Raw genomic sequence first — 16,094 nt, forward strand, 5'->3', positions numbered from 1 at the left:
GCGGCGGTTGCTTAGTCTTCCCGGACCGCTTGCACGCTATCGGGGCTGGCTGACGGGGCAGCGTGATGCGGATCGACAATCGCCAGACTGCGGGCGCCCTCGCCGGCTTCGATGCGTTTCAGCTCCTCGCCGCTTTCGCCGTCGAGCACAGAGATGTCGCCGGAGAACCAGTTGATGACATAAGCCTTGCTGCCGTCGGGCAGGATGGCGATGCTCTCCGGATAGCGGCCGACCTTGGCGCGCTGCACCACGGCCATGATCTCCGAATCGACGATGCTGACGGTGCCGCCCTGCTGGCTTGCGACCAGCACGCGCTCGGCATCCGGATAGACGGCAACGCCATAAGGCATCGGCCCCATCTTCACGGTGGAGACCTCTTGCAGCCCCTTGGCATTGATCACGGTCAGATCGGAGCTTTGCACGTTGGCGACGTAGAGCCGATCGCCCTTGGGCGATGCGGCGAGCGCAAACGGCGCCTTGCCGACGGCGACGGTGGCCAGCACTTGCAGCCGGTCGGTATCGACGACGCTGACGCTATCGCCTTCCCGGTTGGCGACGAAGATGCGCGTGCCATCGGGCGAGGCAACGAGATGGGCCGGCGACTTGCCTGTCTTGATCTCGGCCAGCTCGGCGCAGGTCTTGGCATCGTACACGCTGACGGTATCGCGGTTCCAATCGCTGACGAAAACGCGGTCGTCGGCGGTGGCGGTGATGCCGAAAGGCGTGCCGCCGATATCGCACACCCGCGGCGTGCGCAGCTCGCTTCCCTCCAGCACGGTCATCTTGCCGCTATCGGGATGGGTGACAAACAGCCGGTCGGCATTGGGCGAGACGGCGATCACCGCAGGTCCCGCCTCTACGGGAAACGTGGCGACGGTCTTGTCCGTTGCCGTGTCGATGACGGTGACCGAGGCCCCGTCCTGGTTGGTGACGTAGAGCAGCGGCGCGGCAGCAGTCGGGGACGGACCGGCAAAGGCGGCGATCGCCCCCAGCATCAGAAACGCCAATGATATGAATCGCTTCGTGACTGCCGCGCGCATCATGCTTCTCCCGCTTACTGGCCTTCGACCTCGGCCTTGAGGCCGCCGAGCCCCTGCTGGAAGTACGCCGTCATCGCCGCGATGGCCGCCTCGTCGTTCTGATTCTCGGACGGGAAATTGCCGGTATCGGCGCGATAGAAACGGCCCATCCAATCGACGGTCGTCTTGCCGCCATCGGCGGGCTTCAGGCTGAAGGTCGCCGAGTAGAAGCTCACCGGGAAATGTTCGATATCCTCATTCTCCAGCCGATAGGAATAGGACATCTCGTCGTCGAGATACTCGTCGAGGCTGTCGATCAGCGTGCCGCCATTCTCAAGCGTCAGGGTGCGCTCGGCATCGACCTCATTGCCCCCCTTGCTCGTAACCTCGGTGACGCCGGGATGCCAATCCTTGATGCCGGCGAAATCCTTGGCGACGGCCCAAACCTCGTCGGGGGCGGCATCGATGGTGATGGTCTCTTCCACCTTCTTCGGGGTCGGCCCGTGGGCTGCGGCCGGTGCCGCGATGCCGAGAACGAAGGCGATAAGCAGATACGGGGTGAGACGTTTCATGTCAGTTCTTTCTTTCTTCTGGGTTGGTCGTGAGTCGCGATCCTGGGGCGGATCTTGAGGTGAGGCTTTGGTGGATCTGCCGAAGGCTCCGGACGATCCGGTCCCGCAGCGGCAGGACGCCATAGCTGATGACGAGAAGGACAAGGGCAAGCGCCACCGGATACGGGCGGATATCGGTGGCCACCACCACCTCGCGCGGGCTGGCCGCGGCCTCGAACACATCGATCAGACCGTCGGGCGAGGACATCGGCGCATAAGAGAGACCGGTCTGGGCGGCGATCTCCTTGAGATGCTTTTCCTTGACCTGGCCGAGATGCTCGTTGCCCTCGGGCATGGCGCCGAAGGGGGCATTGCGCGGGTGATAGCCGGGCCGGTCCTTGGCGTCGGTCGGGGCGACGCCGAAGCGGGATTCCTGCAGCACATCGCGCGGACCGTAAACGCCGATCTCGCGGCCTTCCTCGTCGAATTTCGGCATCGGCGAGAGAGACTTTCCGCCAACGCCGACAAGCAGGCCCTGCACCTTGCCCGGCTCGCCTTCGAAAGGCGGCATGCCGGTATGCGGCAAAGGTGGCGCCTCGTGCCCGTCGGTGAAGAACAGCAGGCTCGATTGCAGGCGCTCGGTGAGTGCGATGGCGGCGTGCACGCCCTTGGTGACGTAGCTATCGCCTTCCCAGGCCATGCGCCAATCGAGATTGGCGATGGAGCTATCGATGGAGGAGAAGTTCTCGCAAATCTCCATCGGATCGTAGAGCACAAAAACCCGGCGTTCGGTGAAGAGCCCCAAGCCGAAACGCGACTGGCAGGGCAGCCCGGCGACGAAACGCGGCAGTACTTGCTTGATCTGCTCGAGGCGGCTTGCCGGCGTGCCGTCGACCATGACATCGCGTGTGTTCATACTCTTGGTGATGTCGACAAAAGCCATGATGTCATAGACTTGGCGGTTGAGCCGGACCTTGGGCAGGATGAAACCGATGGCGACGCAGACAAGCGCTGCGGCAAGCAGCCAGAAGCGCGGATCGCGAAATGCAGGACGGTTGGCAAGGTCGAGCATGACGGTCCTTACGGCGCTCCTTGCGGCGTGCCCGGAAGGTCGGTCCACATCTGAGACGGCGGCTGCTGCTCATCCTCCTCATCTTCGGGCAGATTGGCTTGCGGCAGGTCGCGTACCAGGCGCATGGAGACATCGAGATTGAACTTCGCGTCCCAGTCCTCCGGTTCGATATGCAGGGCGCGGCGGTATTCGTCCTTGGCCAGATTGACCAGCGAGATGCCTTTCTCGAAATGGCCGACGCGCACCTGCTCATAGGCAAGGCGCATCCGGGTATTGGCCATGTTGTAGAGCAGCGCGGTGCGGTCCTTCGGATCGGCGCGCCAATTGGCCTGGTCGAGGACGGGCTGAGCCTGCTCCATACGATCGCGGGTCAGCAGGTAATAGCCGCGTGCGGCGAGCAGCTTGGAGCCGGCCTTGTCGAGCTCGACCTCGAGATTCTCGCCGCCGAGCAGCGCGGCGATCTTGGCGTTCTCCTGTTTTTCCAAGACCAGCTGCCAGCCGGTGAAGACCGTCCCGGCGAGCCCTAAGAACAGCACCAGCCACAAAGCGGGACCGCGGCTGCGGGCGAAGATGCGGTGGGCAAGGCTCATGGATGGGCGCTCCCATAATGCGACCCGGCATGCGGCGTGGCGCGGCGGCGGGCGGGACTCTCGCGCCGGCGGGCGCCGTTCTCGGTGAGCTTTACTTCAGCGAGCTTGGCGAGAAGCAGCAGCGCCAGGCAGATCGCGGCGATGGTGTAGGCGAGCCAGGACAGATCCTTCTGCGGCACGCGCTCCGAATAACGGATCGGCTGACGCTCCAGCCGGTCGATGGCGGCAGTCGCCTCCTCCACCGCGGCGGGGTTTTCCGCCTCGAACGCCTGATAGGGAATGCCGAGGCTCTCGAAGAACAGGTTCAGGTGCCGCTCGGGCATGGCATAGGCGGTGTCCTGATCGTTCGGGCCGGGCTCATCGAAGATGCCGCGATGGCCGACGGTGCGCAGGAAGATCCAATAGAGATTGACCGGCCGCTTGGTGACCGCGGCGCGGAGCTGGTCTTGCACCTGACGGCTGATCACCGCGGCGCCGTCGGAGACCAGCACGATGGCGCGGCTGCCGCCGAGATTGCCGGCATTGGCCTCGATATCGGCCTCCTGCATGGAGAGCGCCATGGCCAGGCCCTTGGCGACATTGGTGTAGGCGAGCCCAGGCAGATCGATGGCGTCGATGGCGGCGAGTGTCGCGTCCTTGTGATCGGAGAGCGGCAGCACATACATCGGCGAGGTGGAGAAGGCGGCAATGCCGATGCGATCATGCTCGCGCTTCTTGACGAAGTCCTTGAGGAAGATCTTCGCGGCGGTGGACTTGGAGAACTCCTCGCCGGTGGGCACGCTGCCGGCGAAGGTATTGTCCATGCTGGAGGAGCGATCGAAGAGCAGCACGATCTGCGCCCCCTCCCCCAGCCGCTCGATGCTCTGGCCGAGATGATGCAGCCCGGCGAGGCCGACGATCAGCGCAGCGATGGCCAGCGCTCCGGTAAGCCGCAAAAGAATAGCGAGCGCGGTGGAGAAGCCGTCGGCATGGACGGCCTGCAGCGAGGGGAAGCCTTCGGATTTCTGCACCCCGAAGATCAGCGGCAGTGCCGCGAGCGGCAGCAGCAGCAAGAGGCCGGGATGGGTGAAGGCAAGATTCATCTGCTATTGCCTCCGCTCCGCGGCGCCGAGCTTGTCGCCAAGTGCGGCGATGGCCTTTAGCGGCATGTGCTGCTTGGCACCGGGCAGATCGTCGTTGAAGAAGACCTGCCGCGAGCTTTCGAAAAACCGATCGATTTCAGCATCGTATGGCGCGTAGGCGGCGTGGCTCCTGAGGAAGCCCGGCATGTCCTCGGCGAAGAGGCGGCGACCGGCGGCATTGTCGAATGCACGGTGCAGCGCCAGCAAGCCGCCGCGGTAGCTCTCCGGCCGGTCGGGTTTGCGCAGATAGATCCGGATGGCGCGAGCGCCCTCGGTGAAGGGCCGTGCGGCGCGCTTATGGAACGGCCAGCGTGCGTAGTGATAGGCGAGCAGCAGCAGGCCAAGCAGCACCACGGTCAGCGATGCGCCAAGACCGATCTGCCAGGGGCGCGTATCGTTTAGCCGCGGCGCCCGATCGGGCTTCAGGAAGCCGGCGGGTTCGTCCGGCCGCTCGCTGGCTTCGATCTCGCGCAAGGGCGACATCAGGAAGGACCAGGGCGGGATATTCGCAGCGGCAGCGGCTTTCTCGCCGCCTTCGGCAACGAAATCCAGCGTGAAGCCAGGCAGACGCCGCCGCTTCACCTCCAACGGCACATAGAAGCTTTGATAGTCGAGGGTGAGCCGGTAGCGACGCACCCCGCCACTCTCAGCCTCTTTCAGCTCGACGCTGTTGAGATCGAGCCAATAGTCGAGCGGGCCGGCGGCAGGCTGGGAAGCCGGCTGCAGCTTATAGGCCGAGTCGATCGCGATATAGATTTCGCGGCGGATCAGGTCGCCGGGGAAATAGCCGAAGTCGCGCGGCTCGCTGACGCGGACCGACCGCACGGGCGAAACCGTCTCTTCCGGAGCAGCCTGGTCTTGCGCAACCGCGCCTCCAGGGACGAACCCTGATACGACGCCCACGGCGAGAAGCAGCAAACCGGTAAGCAGCAATAGACGCCGTTTCATGCCGCTTCCCCCATCAGATATTCGGTGAAGCGGTCCCAATTCACCGGGGTGGTGAGACGGCAAGGCGCGCGGCCATGACGGCGGGCGATGGAGCCCAGCACGCGGTCGCGGGCGTCCGCCTCGGCGATCAGTTGCTTGCGGAGGCTGGGCCGCATGGCCAGCATGCGATGGCCGCCGGTCTCCAGATCGCGCAAGGTGAGAAGCCCCCAGGCGGGCAGCTCGCGCGCCTCGGTCTCGTCACGCAGCACGATGGGGACGACGTCATGGCCGGTCAGCGCATCGAAGATCGCCTCGACCGTCTCGTCGGGGAAATAGAAATCGGAGATCACGAAGACCAGCTTGCGGTGACCGGCGAGATAGCCCGCCGCTTCCAGCAGACCGCCGACGCTATGGCCCTGCGGCTCGGCGTGGCGCAGCCTCTCGATCATCTCGTTCTCGCCACCGCGGGAACGGGTGGCCGGAAACATCAGCTCCGGCACGATATGGCGGCCGCAACCGATCAGCCCGAAGGAATCGCCGATGCGGCGGGACGAGGCGGCGAGCGCACCGACGATATCGGCGGCGGCATCGAGCTTCGGCGAGGCACCGCCAAAGGCCATAGAGCCGGAAAGATCCACCAGGCAGTACAGGGTGATCGCGCTCTTCTGTTCGAAGCGCTTCACATAGAGATTGCCGTATGGATCGCGCATGCTCACGCGCAAATCGATGCGCCTTGGATCGGGCGAGCGCAGAAGCTGTACATGATCGCGGAACAGACCGCCGGCCCCTTCGATGGTGCCGCGATGGGCGCCGGTGCGAACCGCGGTGCTGCGCCAGGCGAGCCGGTAGGGCAGATCGACCGATTGCCGCTCCTTCGTCCGTTTCTTTACGGGGCCGGTCGAACCCGCTGTTGGCTGTTCGCTTGCCATCTGTTGCCGTGCGCCGTCGGTCATCGGACCACCCTCAAGGCGCCGGCACCGTCTCGAACACCGCCTTGATGAAGCGGCGAACGATCTCGGTGCGTCGCAGCTCGTAGATGGGATCGAAGAAGATGCGGTGCCCCATGGTCTCCGGGAACACCTCGCGGAGGTCCTCCGGCACCACCATGTCGCGGCCGTGCAGCCAGGCATGAACGCGGGCGGCGCGGAGCAGATAGCTCATGCCGCGCGGGCTCGCCCCGCCGACCACCAGGCGGTCCATATCGATATCTTCCAGGACGATGCCGGCGCCGACCGGATCGCGCAAGGCCTGCCAGATATCCAGGGCGTAGCGCTCTAGCGCCTCGGAGGTATGGATCTCAGATTGAATGGCGCGTGCGATACCATCGAGCTTGGTGTGGTCGAGCACATTCTCCTGCACCGAGTTCACCAGCGCATCGACATCGTGGAAGGTGGTGGAGAAGGCGAGATCGCGGCGCACCTCGCGGTCGTCGGGGAGCTCGATATTGATCTCCATGAAGAAGCGGTCGCGCGCCGCGGCGGGAAGCTCGAAGGTCTCCTCGCGCTCGATGCGGTTGCGGTCGGCGAAGACCTGGAGATAGGGGAAGTGATACTCGCGGTTGAACGCGGTGACCGAGCGTTCGGCCATGATGCGCAACAGCAGCGAATGCACCTGCGGCCGGGCGCGGTTGATCTCGTTGAAGAAGAACACGGCAAGATCGGAGCCGTAGCGCAGCACCGGGCCGGGATCGACGCGGGGCCGGCCATCCTCGCCGAGATAGGTGTAATAGATCAGGTCGGCGGGCATCAGATCGATCGTGCCTTCGACCCGCTCGAAATCGCCGCCGAGGGCGCGGGCGGTGGCGCGCAGCAAGGTGGTCTTGCCGACACCGACATCGCCCTCCAGAAGCACATGGCCGCGGGCGAAGACGGCAATGGTAATCAGCCGGATCACGCGTTCCTGACCGACGATGGCTCCGTTGATGGAGGTCTCGAAGGTCAGCGCCTTGTTGCGCCAGGTGTCCAGCTCGGCTGCATCGACATGGGCCGTTTTAGCGGTTTTCTTCTCGGCCACTTCCTTGGACGTCATATCTCCCCCCTTGACCGCCGCCGCATGCCTCCCCTCCCGTGGTGGCACGCCCGGCTAAACAGAAGAAAAGGGGGTGCAGCCGAAGCCGCACCCCGCCCCCCTCAAACGGATCGTGATCCGCCTTGGAGGTTAGCTCTGGGAGAAGCAGTCAGAGCTAAAGCTTATCGACGTCGTAGACCCACTCGCCGGTCTCCTGGAAATGCTTGGTGCGCGCGGCGTTGCGTGCCTCCATTTCCTTGATGGAGTTACCCTGCTTGGCGAGTTCTTCCGGGTCGTGCTTGGGATCGTATTTGGACCCCTTCACCTTCTCCGGGTAACCCGGCTTCGGCTCCCAGCAATTGCCGGGCGCCTTGCAGTTGGTGCCGTCATAGGCAAACGCCCCGGCGGTGGAGATGAGAAGCGCAGCGGCCGTTGCCAGCACCGCACCCGTAGCTTTCGCAGTCAGTTTCATGGGACAGTTCCTCCGTCGTCACTCTTCCTTCTGTCGGCGGGTTGCATCCGCCTCTTTGCTCCGCAGCCTGGGAGATCTCAGATCGTCTCCGTCAGGACGCGGGAACCTCGCATTTGCCCTCGGCCGTCATAGGCTCCGGATGCTCGATGTCGTATTTGACGAACGTCTCTTTCTGCTCGTCGGTGAGCCAAGTCGCCTCGTCGAGCGGACCCTGGTAGAGATGGCGGATCCAGGCGATCACCTTCAGGCTCTCATCGACACCCAAATCGTTATGCGGGCCCATCATGGAGCGGGCACCGCCCCACATGGTCTCGAACAAGCCCTTGTCGGTGTCGTTCTTCGGATAGGTGTAATAGTCGTCGTTCAGACCGGGACCGATCTTGCCCTCGCCGACATGACCATGGCAGCCCGAGCACGAGGCCAGAAAGGTCTGCTCACCTTCGGCGAGACAGTTGGGAACCTCGGTGTAGAGGTTCTCACCGGTCTCCAGGAAATGCTTGGCGGCCGGCGTGTCGACGCCTTCCGCATCGCTCATATCGAGGGCTTGGCCCGTGATGGTATGAACGAAAGTCAATTGGGCAGCAGCAGCAAGCGGCATAGACGCGAACGCGGCAGCCAAAACACAAATTCTCAACCGTTTCATTCTCAGTAACTCATTCTTTTTGTGAACACTTGCGGGGCCGCGTCACGCGTCCACGCGCTCCCTGCTTTAAGACTTCGATGTCGTCTCCTTGTTCTTGGGCTCCTCAACCGGAATCCCTTCCTCTTCCAGCACTCCGATGATGCGGGGCTTGGCGCGCTCCAGTGCGGCATTCACCTCATCAAGCAGTTCCTGGTCGCCCTTGCGGACGCCCATGGCCTGGTCGAAATGGAAGGGCACTTCCTCACCGTCAACGCGGACATTGCTGTCCGGGACGACGACCATTTTCACCGCATCGTTTTCGGTGACGTAGCGGGCCACCTCGGGCGCGAAGACAATGGCCAGATCGGCCTTGCGCGTGGCGACATCGCTCACGAACTTAGTCGGCTCGACGCGGATGTACTGATTGCGCCGGCTCTTAAAGTTGGTCAGCGAGCGGTGGTAGTTGAAGTTGCGGTTATAGGCGCCGACCTTCTTCAGCATGGTCTCCACCGGACCGCCGGGATCGAAGCCGATATTGCCGGTCTTGCTGAAGTCCGGGCTGTCGAAATCGGTGATCTGAAGAGGCGTATCCTCACGCATCACGAAGACGTAAGGCGCCCGGTAATACGGCGTGGAGGTCAGGACGCGCGGATCGCCGGCATCGAGGCCGATGACGAGATCGCATTTGTTCTTTTCCAGCAGATCGCGAACGACATAGATCGCGGGCTTGTCGATCCAGACGAACTCGGCCTCGCGGCCCATCTCGTCGGCCATGATCTTGGCGATCTTGTTCTCAAAGCCGGTCTCGTCGTCGACCGAATACGGGGCCTCCTTGGCGGAAGCGCAAATGCGAAGCACGTCTTCATTCTTGGCTGCGGCTTGGGACTGATCGGCGCTGTCGGCGGCGGCCGCCGGGCTGATCATGAAGCCGAGTAAAGCGGCGGCCGCAAGCGGGCGCACTGCCTTGGTCATGTAAGATGTGAAGGTCATGGTTCTGCTTCTCTCTATGGGGGGTTCGTACGCCACGAATTCCGCCCTGCCGGATTGCTCCGGCAGGGCGGTTTTTCGTTATTGCCGAATGATTTCGGTGGTGTACTCGTCCAGGGTCGGGTCGTCGTAAGGTCCCTTGCCGTTCAGCGAGAAGACCAGAAGACCGCCGCCCTGCTGGGTCCAGTTCTGCAGGTTGCGGAACGCACCCACAGCACCCAGACCAGCCGTCGGGTCATCAAGGTCGAAGACCAGACCAACACCCGGCCAGCCGCCAACACCATAGTAGATGCCGACATACTGCGTGCCGTCATGCTCGTAGGTCATCGGATAGCCGATGGCACCGGACGGCATCTTGAACTTCCACAGAAGCTCGCCGTTGGCCGAGTTACGGGCTTTGAAGTAGCCGTCGAGCGTGCCGTAGAAGACCAGATCGCCAGCCGTGGCGAGCGTGCCGCCCCAAGCCGCGAAGCGCTCCATCACCGACCAGTCGTATTTGCCGGAGATGGCGTTGTAGGCCTTCACCTGGCCAAGACCCAGGTAGTTCTGACGGTCACCCTTCGGCCCCGGGTACATCGACAGGGTCGCACCGACGAAGAACTGGCCGGCACGATAGGGAAGCATGAAGGGCTCCCAGTCCATGCAGATGTGGTTGATCGCGAGATAGAAGAGCTCCTTCTCGGGATCGTAGGAGTCGTGCGCCTGGTCGTGGTAACCCATGGCCGAGGGGCAGATGTCCTTGCCCTTGTGGTCCATGCGGGTGCCATACTCAGGATCACGCACCGGGATACCGGTCTTCATGTCGACATGGGTCCAAACGTTGACCGTGTCGTCCAGGAAGTCGGCCGAAACCAGATCGCCATTGGTGCGATCCAGGGTGTAGATGATGCCGTTACGGTCCGGATGGGTCACCAGCTTGCGCATGTTGCCGTCCTTGTCCTTCTGGTCGGACAGCATCATCACGTTCACGCCAGCGTAGTCCCACTCGTCATGCGGGGTCTTCTGGTAGCCCCACTTGAGCTCGCCGGAGTCAATATCGCGGGCCATCATGGTCATGGTCCACTTATTGTCGCCAGGACGCATGGTCTCGTTCCACGGCGAGGGGTTACCCGAACCGTAGTAGAGCAGCTCCAGGTCGGGGTCGTAGGCATACCAACCCCAGTTGGTGCCGCCGCCGATCTTCCAGGCGTCGCCTTCCCAAGTGGCAAGACCCAGGCCCTTCTGGCCGTATTGCGGGTTGTCCTTGTTGAAGTCGTCGCCGATGCCGATGTCCGCATCGGGACCGGTGGCATACATGCGCCACACCTGCGAGCCGTCATGGGCGTTGTAGGCGGTGGCGTAACCGCGGACACCCAGCTCGGCGCCCGAGGAGCCGACGATCACCAGGTCCTTAACGACGTAAGGCGCAACGGTGAGAGTCGAACCGACCTTGATGTCGGAGTTCTCGACCTTCCAGTACAGGCTGCCATCCTCAGCTTTCAGCGCGACGACGTTACCGTCGAGCTGGTTGGAGATGATCAGCGCCGGGGTCTTGTCGTCACCCGGCCAGTAGGCCAGGCCACGATTGACCAGGTCGCAGCAAGCGACCGAACGGGCGGCCGGATTCTGCTTCGGCTTGTACTGCCACTTGATCTTGCCCGGATTGTCGAGATCCAGGGCATAGACGTTATTGGGGAAGGACGAATTGATGTACATCACGCCGTCCACGACGAGCGGCGTGCCTTCGTGACCATTCAACAGACCCGTGGAGAAGGTCCAGGAAACCTTCAGGTCCTTGACGTTGTCGGTGTTGATCTGGTCAAGCTTTGAGTAGTTGTCACCCGTGTAGTCCTTACCCGGCATCACGTAGTTTTCGTTGCTCTCCGACAGCTCGATGAGCTTGTCGTTGGCAACGGCTACGGAAGAACCGAGGAGGCCACAGACGGCAAGTGCGACGCAGGACGCTGACGCAAGCCTGCCGATACTTGTAGATCCGTTCATAATGCTGAACCCTCGCGTTTTCTCTCCCAACAGCGAAGTTCAGGCCCAACCGGTCGCCCGATTTTATGCGGGCAATCGTGGAGGGCCCCTCTCCGCCTCTCATTCGGCTCCGTCAGAACGGCTTAGCGCCGTCTTGCGGGCCTGCCGCCAGGTCCGGACCTGCCGGACCTCGATCCGTAAAGGCGGAGGCCGGCGCGCAGCCGGTCTCGCCCTACTTCGGCGATAGGGCATCGTAGGAGCAGGGCTTCGCTTGCGTCTTTGGGAGGGTTCCTAGAACCGCGCTAGGACGAGTTCTCGATCCTTGCCAGGAGAACTGTGCGAAGCGGGTCGGGAGAAATGCCCAGCGATGGAAGGAAACTGTCGCCACAACCTAGGAAAGAATGGCAAGGGGATTGAGACCCACCGGCAAGCCCGGGAATGCCATTATCGGCGCGACGTAAGCAGCGGAAATCGCAGAGTTTCCGCGCTTCGATCAAATTACACGCTGGACACTTTAAGAAAGAATACCCGCCGTGACTTCCTATGTCCCGCTACCCTTCGCCGCAACTTGGCGGGAGTCGGAGAAAACTTTGCGCGTGCAACCGGCACGGCGTGCCGGCGCCTTAAGCCGGCGTCCGGTGCTGGCGGCTCTGCTCGCGGTGATTTTCCTCGCCGGTTGCGGGGACGAGGTCGCCGCGCCCGAGACCAGCAAGGAGCTTCCCGGCCAGGCCGCCAAGTCGCACACCATCGCCGACACGCCGTGGCTGGCGCCGTACAACAACACACCGCCGGAGCTGTGGATGGCGAGTCGCGAGGCCGGTTACGACCTGGCCATGGACGATCCGGCGGTGGATGCCATGCGCGAGCGGCTGGAAGTGGCGCGCAAGACGTTCGGCACCCCGTACCGGATGACCGCCAATCGAGCGGTGCAGCTGGAAGCGATGGTCGCCGAAGAGGGATGGAAGCCGGAGAGCGCGGCCGATCTGATTATCACCCTATCGGAAGTCGGCTCACTGGAAACGGGGCGCGAGGGATTCGGCCAAGCCTGCCAAGCCTACTTCATCTTGCGGAAGCAAGGCCAAAGCCGCGAGCAAGCGCTGCAAAGCCTCCGCGAAGAAAACAATCGCAGCTAGGCGCACCGTTCCCAAGACCGTTTTCCCAAGCTATCGCCCAAAGGTATGATCCGTGCTTAGAAAGCTTTGGTACAATACGACAATTCGAACCCAGCTTCTGGTCGCCATCGCCGCGATCAATCTCGGCGCTTTGCTGATTGCCGGGGTCGTCACCGTCTATAACGGCCGCAAGGCGACGGAGGTGGAGGTCTCCGCTTCGCTGGAGCTGGCCAAGCAATTCGTGCAGGCGACAATCCGGACGCTGGAGCCGGACGGGCGTTACACCGAGCTTTCCAGGAAGATCAGCCAGCTTTCGGAGCGGCTGCAGCTTGCCCATCTTCGCCATGTACGCATCTATGTGGCGGACGCCGCAGGCAATCTCGATCCGGTTTCGCCGGAGCCGAACGGAACGGCAGCAGAGGATGAGCCGCCGGCGCCGGGCTGGTTCACCGCGCTGGTCACGCCTCGGATCGAAGCGCGCCGGCTGAACGTGGTGCAGGCCGACCCGGCAAGCGGCCGGCTGCTGATGCTGGAAGAGCCGGCCGACCAAGCCTCCAAGGTCTGGGGCCTCGGCACGGTGGTGATCCAGGGCCAGCCGGCGGACGAGATCGCCGAGGTGTGGCAGGACCTTTCCAGCCTGATGCTGCTCTGGTTCGTCCTGGACGTGGCGATCCTGGTCATTCTCTATGTGCTGCTCGGGCGCATGCTCGATCCGCTGGCCAGCGTAGCGCGAGGCCTATCGCAGCTCGATCACGGCAAATACGCCACGCGCCTCACCCCGCCGAAGATTCAAGAGCTGGCGGCGATCACCGAACGCTTCAACGTACTCGCCGAATCGCTCGGCCGGGCGCGGGCGGAGAACGCGCAACTCTACGAGCAGTTGCTCACCGTGCAGGAGGACGAACGGCGGGAGATCGCATCGGAGCTGCATGACGAGGCGAGCCCCTGCCTGTTCGGCATCGCCGCCAACGGTTTCTCCATCGCGCAGATGACGCAAGGCCGTAAGGACAAGCGTAGCGTCGAGATTGCCGGCCATATCGGCGAGATCCTTAAGATCACCGACCATCTGAAAGCGCTGAACCGGATGCTGATGAAGAAGCTGCGTCCGGTGGCGATCGGCAAGATCCCGATCGGCGACGTGATCACCGATTTGATCAACGATCTCGCCCGGCGCTATCCGGAGGTGGAGATCGACGGCAAGGTCGCCACCCGCACCGACAGCTACGGCGAGAAGATGGATCTGGCCATTTATCGCTGCGTGCAGGAAGGCGTGACCAACGCCATCCGCCACGGCAAGGCCGATCTGGTGCGGGTTGCGCTTTCGGAGAAGCGGCGCTCGCGCAGCGGTGCCGGCGAGATTCGCCCCCGGACGCTGCAGCTGACCGTACAAGACGACGGGCGCGGCATCTCCGCCGACACCCCGCTCGGCTTCGGCATGACCGTCATGCGCGAACGCATCCATGCGCTTCACGGCTCATGCGCCATTCAGAGCACACCGTCGCAAGGGGCCACCTTGCGCGTGATCATTCCATTGGAACCCATTGAAACCCAAAGCGAAGCGGCTTTGGGTGCACTCGAGGCACGACCATGACAGAGGTATTGATTATCGACGACCACCCCATCGTTTTGGAGGGGACCAAACAGCTGCTGAAATTCGCCGGGGTGAAAGGCATCGTGCAAAGCCACAGCCTGGCGGAAGGGTTCCGGCTCTACCGCGCCAAGAAGCCCGATGTGATCATTGTCGATCTGGCGCTGCGCACCGGCGCGCTGGGCGGGCTGTCCTTCATCCGGCGGCTTCGGCTGCACGACCGGAGGACGCCGATCCTGGTGTTCAGCATGCATAACGACCCGTTCATCGTCAGCCGGGCGCTGAAGATCGGGGCCAACGGCTATATCCTGAAAGACACCCCGTCGGACGAGATCCTGACCGCGTTCGACCGCGTGCGCCAGGGCGGGCCCTATCTCAGCCACGCCATCGCCTCCGAGGTCGCCTTCCTGGAGGCGAAGGGCAATACGGCCAATCCGTTGCGCAATATCTCGGTGCGGGAGCTACAGATCCTGTCGCTGATCGCCGAGGGCAAGCCCTATGCGGAGATCGCCGACGAGCTGCATGTCAGCTACAAGACCGTGGCCAATACCTGCGGCCAGCTGAAGACCAAGCTCGGCGTGCGGTCCTTGTCGGAGCTGATGCGCATCGCCATCGAGCACCTGCCCTCGGTGCCGGGGAAGAATTTCAAGCACTGAGGCTTCCCGGAGACCGGACCTGAAACGAAAACAGCCCGCCGCGGCGCAATTGCCGGGCGGGCTGATCTCTTAGACGATTAGCGCGTGTGGCCCGCTAACAGTCGAGGGTCGCGCGGCGCTCCCATTCGGTGAGCGAGCGCGAATAGTCGTTCCACTCGGTGTTCTTCAGCTTGACGAAGGCGGAGACGAACTCCTCGCCGAGCCGCTCTTTCAAGATGTCGCATTTGTCCAGCTCGCGAAGCGCGTCGAGCAGGTTGAGCGGCAGCTTCTTGGCGTCGGTGACGGTATGGCCTTCGGCATACATGTCGATATCCAGGCGCTCGCCCGGATCGCGGTTGTTGTCGATGCCGTCGAGACCAAGCGCCAGCACCGCCGCCTGGAAGGCGTACGGGTTGACCGCACCGTCAGCGAGGCGGAACTCGAAGCGGCCGCCACCGGGAAGCCGGATCATGTGGGTGCGGTTATTGCCGGTATAGGTGACGGTGTTGGGCGACCAGGTGGCACCGGACGAGGTGACCGGCGCATTGATGCGCTTATAGGAGTTCACCGTCGGATTGGTGATCGCCGAGAGGCCCTCGGCCGAATGCATGATGCCGGCGATGAAGTTATAGGCCAGCGGGGACAGACCCAGCTCGCCATTGGCATCGTCGAACACGTTCTCGCCGGTCTCGGTGGACCAGAGCGAAACATGCATATGGCAGCCATTGCCGGTCAGATGACCGAACGGCTTGGGCATAAAGGTCGCCCGCAGGCCGTGCTTCTCGGCGATGGATTTCGTCATATATTTGAAGAAGACATGGCGATCGGCTGTGACCAGCGCATCGTCGAAGGCCCAGTTCATCTCGAACTGGCCGTTGGCATCCTCATGGTCGTTCTGATAGGCGCCCCAGCCCAGTTCCAGCATGCAATCGCAGATCTCTGAGATCACATCGTAGCGGCGCATCAGGGCCTGGGTATCGTAGCAAGGCTTGGCCTGATAATCGCGGTCGTCGGCAATAGCGTCGCCTTCCGGGGTGATCAGGTGGAACTCGCATTCCACGCCGCTCTTCAGCTGAAAGCCTTTCGACTTGGCCTCGGCCATGAGGCGCTTCAGCGTGTTGCGCGGCCCCTGCTCGACGGACTGACCGTCCATCACCAGATCGCCAGCGACCCAGGCGACTTCCGGCTTCCAGGGAAGCTGGATGACGCTGTCCGGATCGGGAATCGCGAGCATGTCGGAATCGGCTGGCGTCATATCCAGCCAGGAGGCGAAACCGGCAAAGCCGGCTCCATCTTCGGACATCTCCGCGATCGCCGCGGCAGGCACCAGCTTGGAGCGCATGACGCCGAACAGATCGACAAAGCTGATCAGGAAGTATTTGATCCCACGCTCTTCGGCGAACGCGGCAAGGTCTTTCGCCATTGGCTTATC

The 16,094-nt window shown here is 63.0% G+C and carries 16 protein-coding genes; 3 read left to right on the forward strand and 13 right to left on the reverse strand.

Features of this window, described 5'->3' with window-relative positions; genetic code table 11:
- Positions 1 to 11 precede the first annotated feature (11 nt).
- The 12 genes from HT051_RS11805 to HT051_RS11860 all read right to left on the reverse strand — a co-directional run bounded on the left by HT051_RS11805 (position 12) and on the right by HT051_RS11860 (position 11,348).
- A complete protein-coding gene (locus tag HT051_RS11805; protein ID WP_174542212.1) occupies positions 12 to 1,007 on the reverse strand; it encodes a YncE family protein in 996 nt (331 codons plus the stop codon).
- Positions 1,008 to 1,054: 47 nt separating this feature from the next.
- Positions 1,055 to 1,591, reverse strand: a complete 537-nt coding sequence (locus HT051_RS11810) for an SRPBCC family protein (protein WP_174542213.1) — start codon at positions 1,589 to 1,591, stop codon at positions 1,055 to 1,057.
- Between the two features lies 1 nt (position 1,592).
- Positions 1,593 to 2,642, reverse strand: a complete 1,050-nt coding sequence (locus tag HT051_RS11815; RefSeq protein ID WP_174542214.1) for a VWA domain-containing protein — start codon at positions 2,640 to 2,642, stop codon at positions 1,593 to 1,595.
- Positions 2,643 to 2,650: 8 nt separating this feature from the next.
- Entirely contained in the window at positions 2,651 to 3,232 is a 582-nt protein-coding gene (locus HT051_RS11820) for a M48 family metallopeptidase (protein ID WP_174542215.1), read from the reverse strand.
- Positions 3,229 to 4,314, reverse strand: a complete 1,086-nt coding sequence (locus HT051_RS11825) for a vWA domain-containing protein (RefSeq protein WP_174542216.1) — start codon at positions 4,312 to 4,314, stop codon at positions 3,229 to 3,231. The genes HT051_RS11820 and HT051_RS11825 overlap by 4 nt, the downstream gene beginning before the upstream one ends.
- 3 nt (positions 4,315 to 4,317) lie before the next feature.
- On the reverse strand, positions 4,318 to 5,301 hold the full coding sequence (locus HT051_RS11830) for a hypothetical protein (RefSeq protein WP_174542217.1): 984 nt from the start codon (positions 5,299 to 5,301) through the stop codon (positions 4,318 to 4,320).
- Positions 5,298 to 6,233: a DUF58 domain-containing protein gene (locus HT051_RS11835; RefSeq protein WP_246810074.1), complete on the reverse strand. Its 936-nt coding sequence runs from the start codon at positions 6,231 to 6,233 to the stop codon at positions 5,298 to 5,300. Before HT051_RS11835 ends, HT051_RS11830 begins: the two co-directional genes overlap by 4 nt.
- A gap of 10 nt (positions 6,234 to 6,243) precedes the next feature.
- Positions 6,244 to 7,308 carry a MoxR family ATPase gene (locus HT051_RS11840; RefSeq protein ID WP_174542218.1) on the reverse strand — a complete coding sequence of 355 codons (1,065 nt, stop codon included), beginning with the start codon at positions 7,306 to 7,308 and terminating at the stop codon, positions 6,244 to 6,246.
- A 154-nt stretch (positions 7,309 to 7,462) separates the two neighbouring features.
- On the reverse strand, positions 7,463 to 7,759 hold the full coding sequence (locus HT051_RS11845) for a methanol dehydrogenase (protein WP_174542219.1): 297 nt from the start codon (positions 7,757 to 7,759) through the stop codon (positions 7,463 to 7,465).
- A gap of 91 nt (positions 7,760 to 7,850) precedes the next feature.
- Positions 7,851 to 8,333 carry a cytochrome c(L), periplasmic gene (moxG, locus tag HT051_RS11850; RefSeq protein ID WP_371740584.1) on the reverse strand — a complete coding sequence of 161 codons (483 nt, stop codon included), beginning with the start codon at positions 8,331 to 8,333 and terminating at the stop codon, positions 7,851 to 7,853.
- A 135-nt stretch (positions 8,334 to 8,468) separates the two neighbouring features.
- Complete coding sequence (gene moxJ, locus HT051_RS11855; protein ID WP_174542221.1) at positions 8,469 to 9,371, reverse strand: methanol oxidation system protein MoxJ; 903 nt, start codon at positions 9,369 to 9,371, stop codon at positions 8,469 to 8,471.
- Positions 9,372 to 9,449: 78 nt separating this feature from the next.
- Positions 9,450 to 11,348 carry a methanol/ethanol family PQQ-dependent dehydrogenase gene (locus tag HT051_RS11860; RefSeq protein ID WP_174542222.1) on the reverse strand — a complete coding sequence of 633 codons (1,899 nt, stop codon included), beginning with the start codon at positions 11,346 to 11,348 and terminating at the stop codon, positions 9,450 to 9,452.
- Positions 11,349 to 11,860: 512 nt separating this feature from the next.
- Between HT051_RS11860 and HT051_RS11865 the strand changes: the two genes are divergently transcribed.
- The 3 genes from HT051_RS11865 to HT051_RS11875 are packed head-to-tail and all read left to right on the forward strand — an operon-like array spanning position 11,861 to position 14,683.
- On the forward strand, positions 11,861 to 12,460 hold the full coding sequence (locus tag HT051_RS11865; protein WP_174542223.1) for a hypothetical protein: 600 nt from the start codon (positions 11,861 to 11,863) through the stop codon (positions 12,458 to 12,460).
- Between the two features lie 52 nt (positions 12,461 to 12,512).
- Positions 12,513 to 14,030 carry an ATP-binding protein gene (locus tag HT051_RS11870; RefSeq protein WP_174542224.1) on the forward strand — a complete coding sequence of 506 codons (1,518 nt, stop codon included), beginning with the start codon at positions 12,513 to 12,515 and terminating at the stop codon, positions 14,028 to 14,030.
- Complete coding sequence (locus tag HT051_RS11875; RefSeq protein ID WP_174542225.1) at positions 14,027 to 14,683, forward strand: response regulator transcription factor; 657 nt, start codon at positions 14,027 to 14,029, stop codon at positions 14,681 to 14,683. Before HT051_RS11870 ends, HT051_RS11875 begins: the two co-directional genes overlap by 4 nt.
- 94 nt (positions 14,684 to 14,777) lie before the next feature.
- On the opposite strand, the gene glnT is transcribed toward HT051_RS11875, so the two are convergent.
- The gene (gene glnT / locus HT051_RS11880) at positions 14,778 to 16,085 is read right to left on the reverse strand and encodes a type III glutamate--ammonia ligase (RefSeq protein WP_174542226.1); all 1,308 of its coding nucleotides are present in this window, start codon (positions 16,083 to 16,085) and stop codon (positions 14,778 to 14,780) included.
- Between the last annotated feature and the right edge of the window lie 9 nt (positions 16,086 to 16,094).

Source organism: Methyloligella sp. GL2 (assembly GCF_013341275.1).
In the GTDB taxonomy this organism is placed as follows: Bacteria; Pseudomonadota; Alphaproteobacteria; order Rhizobiales; family Methyloligellaceae; genus Methyloligella.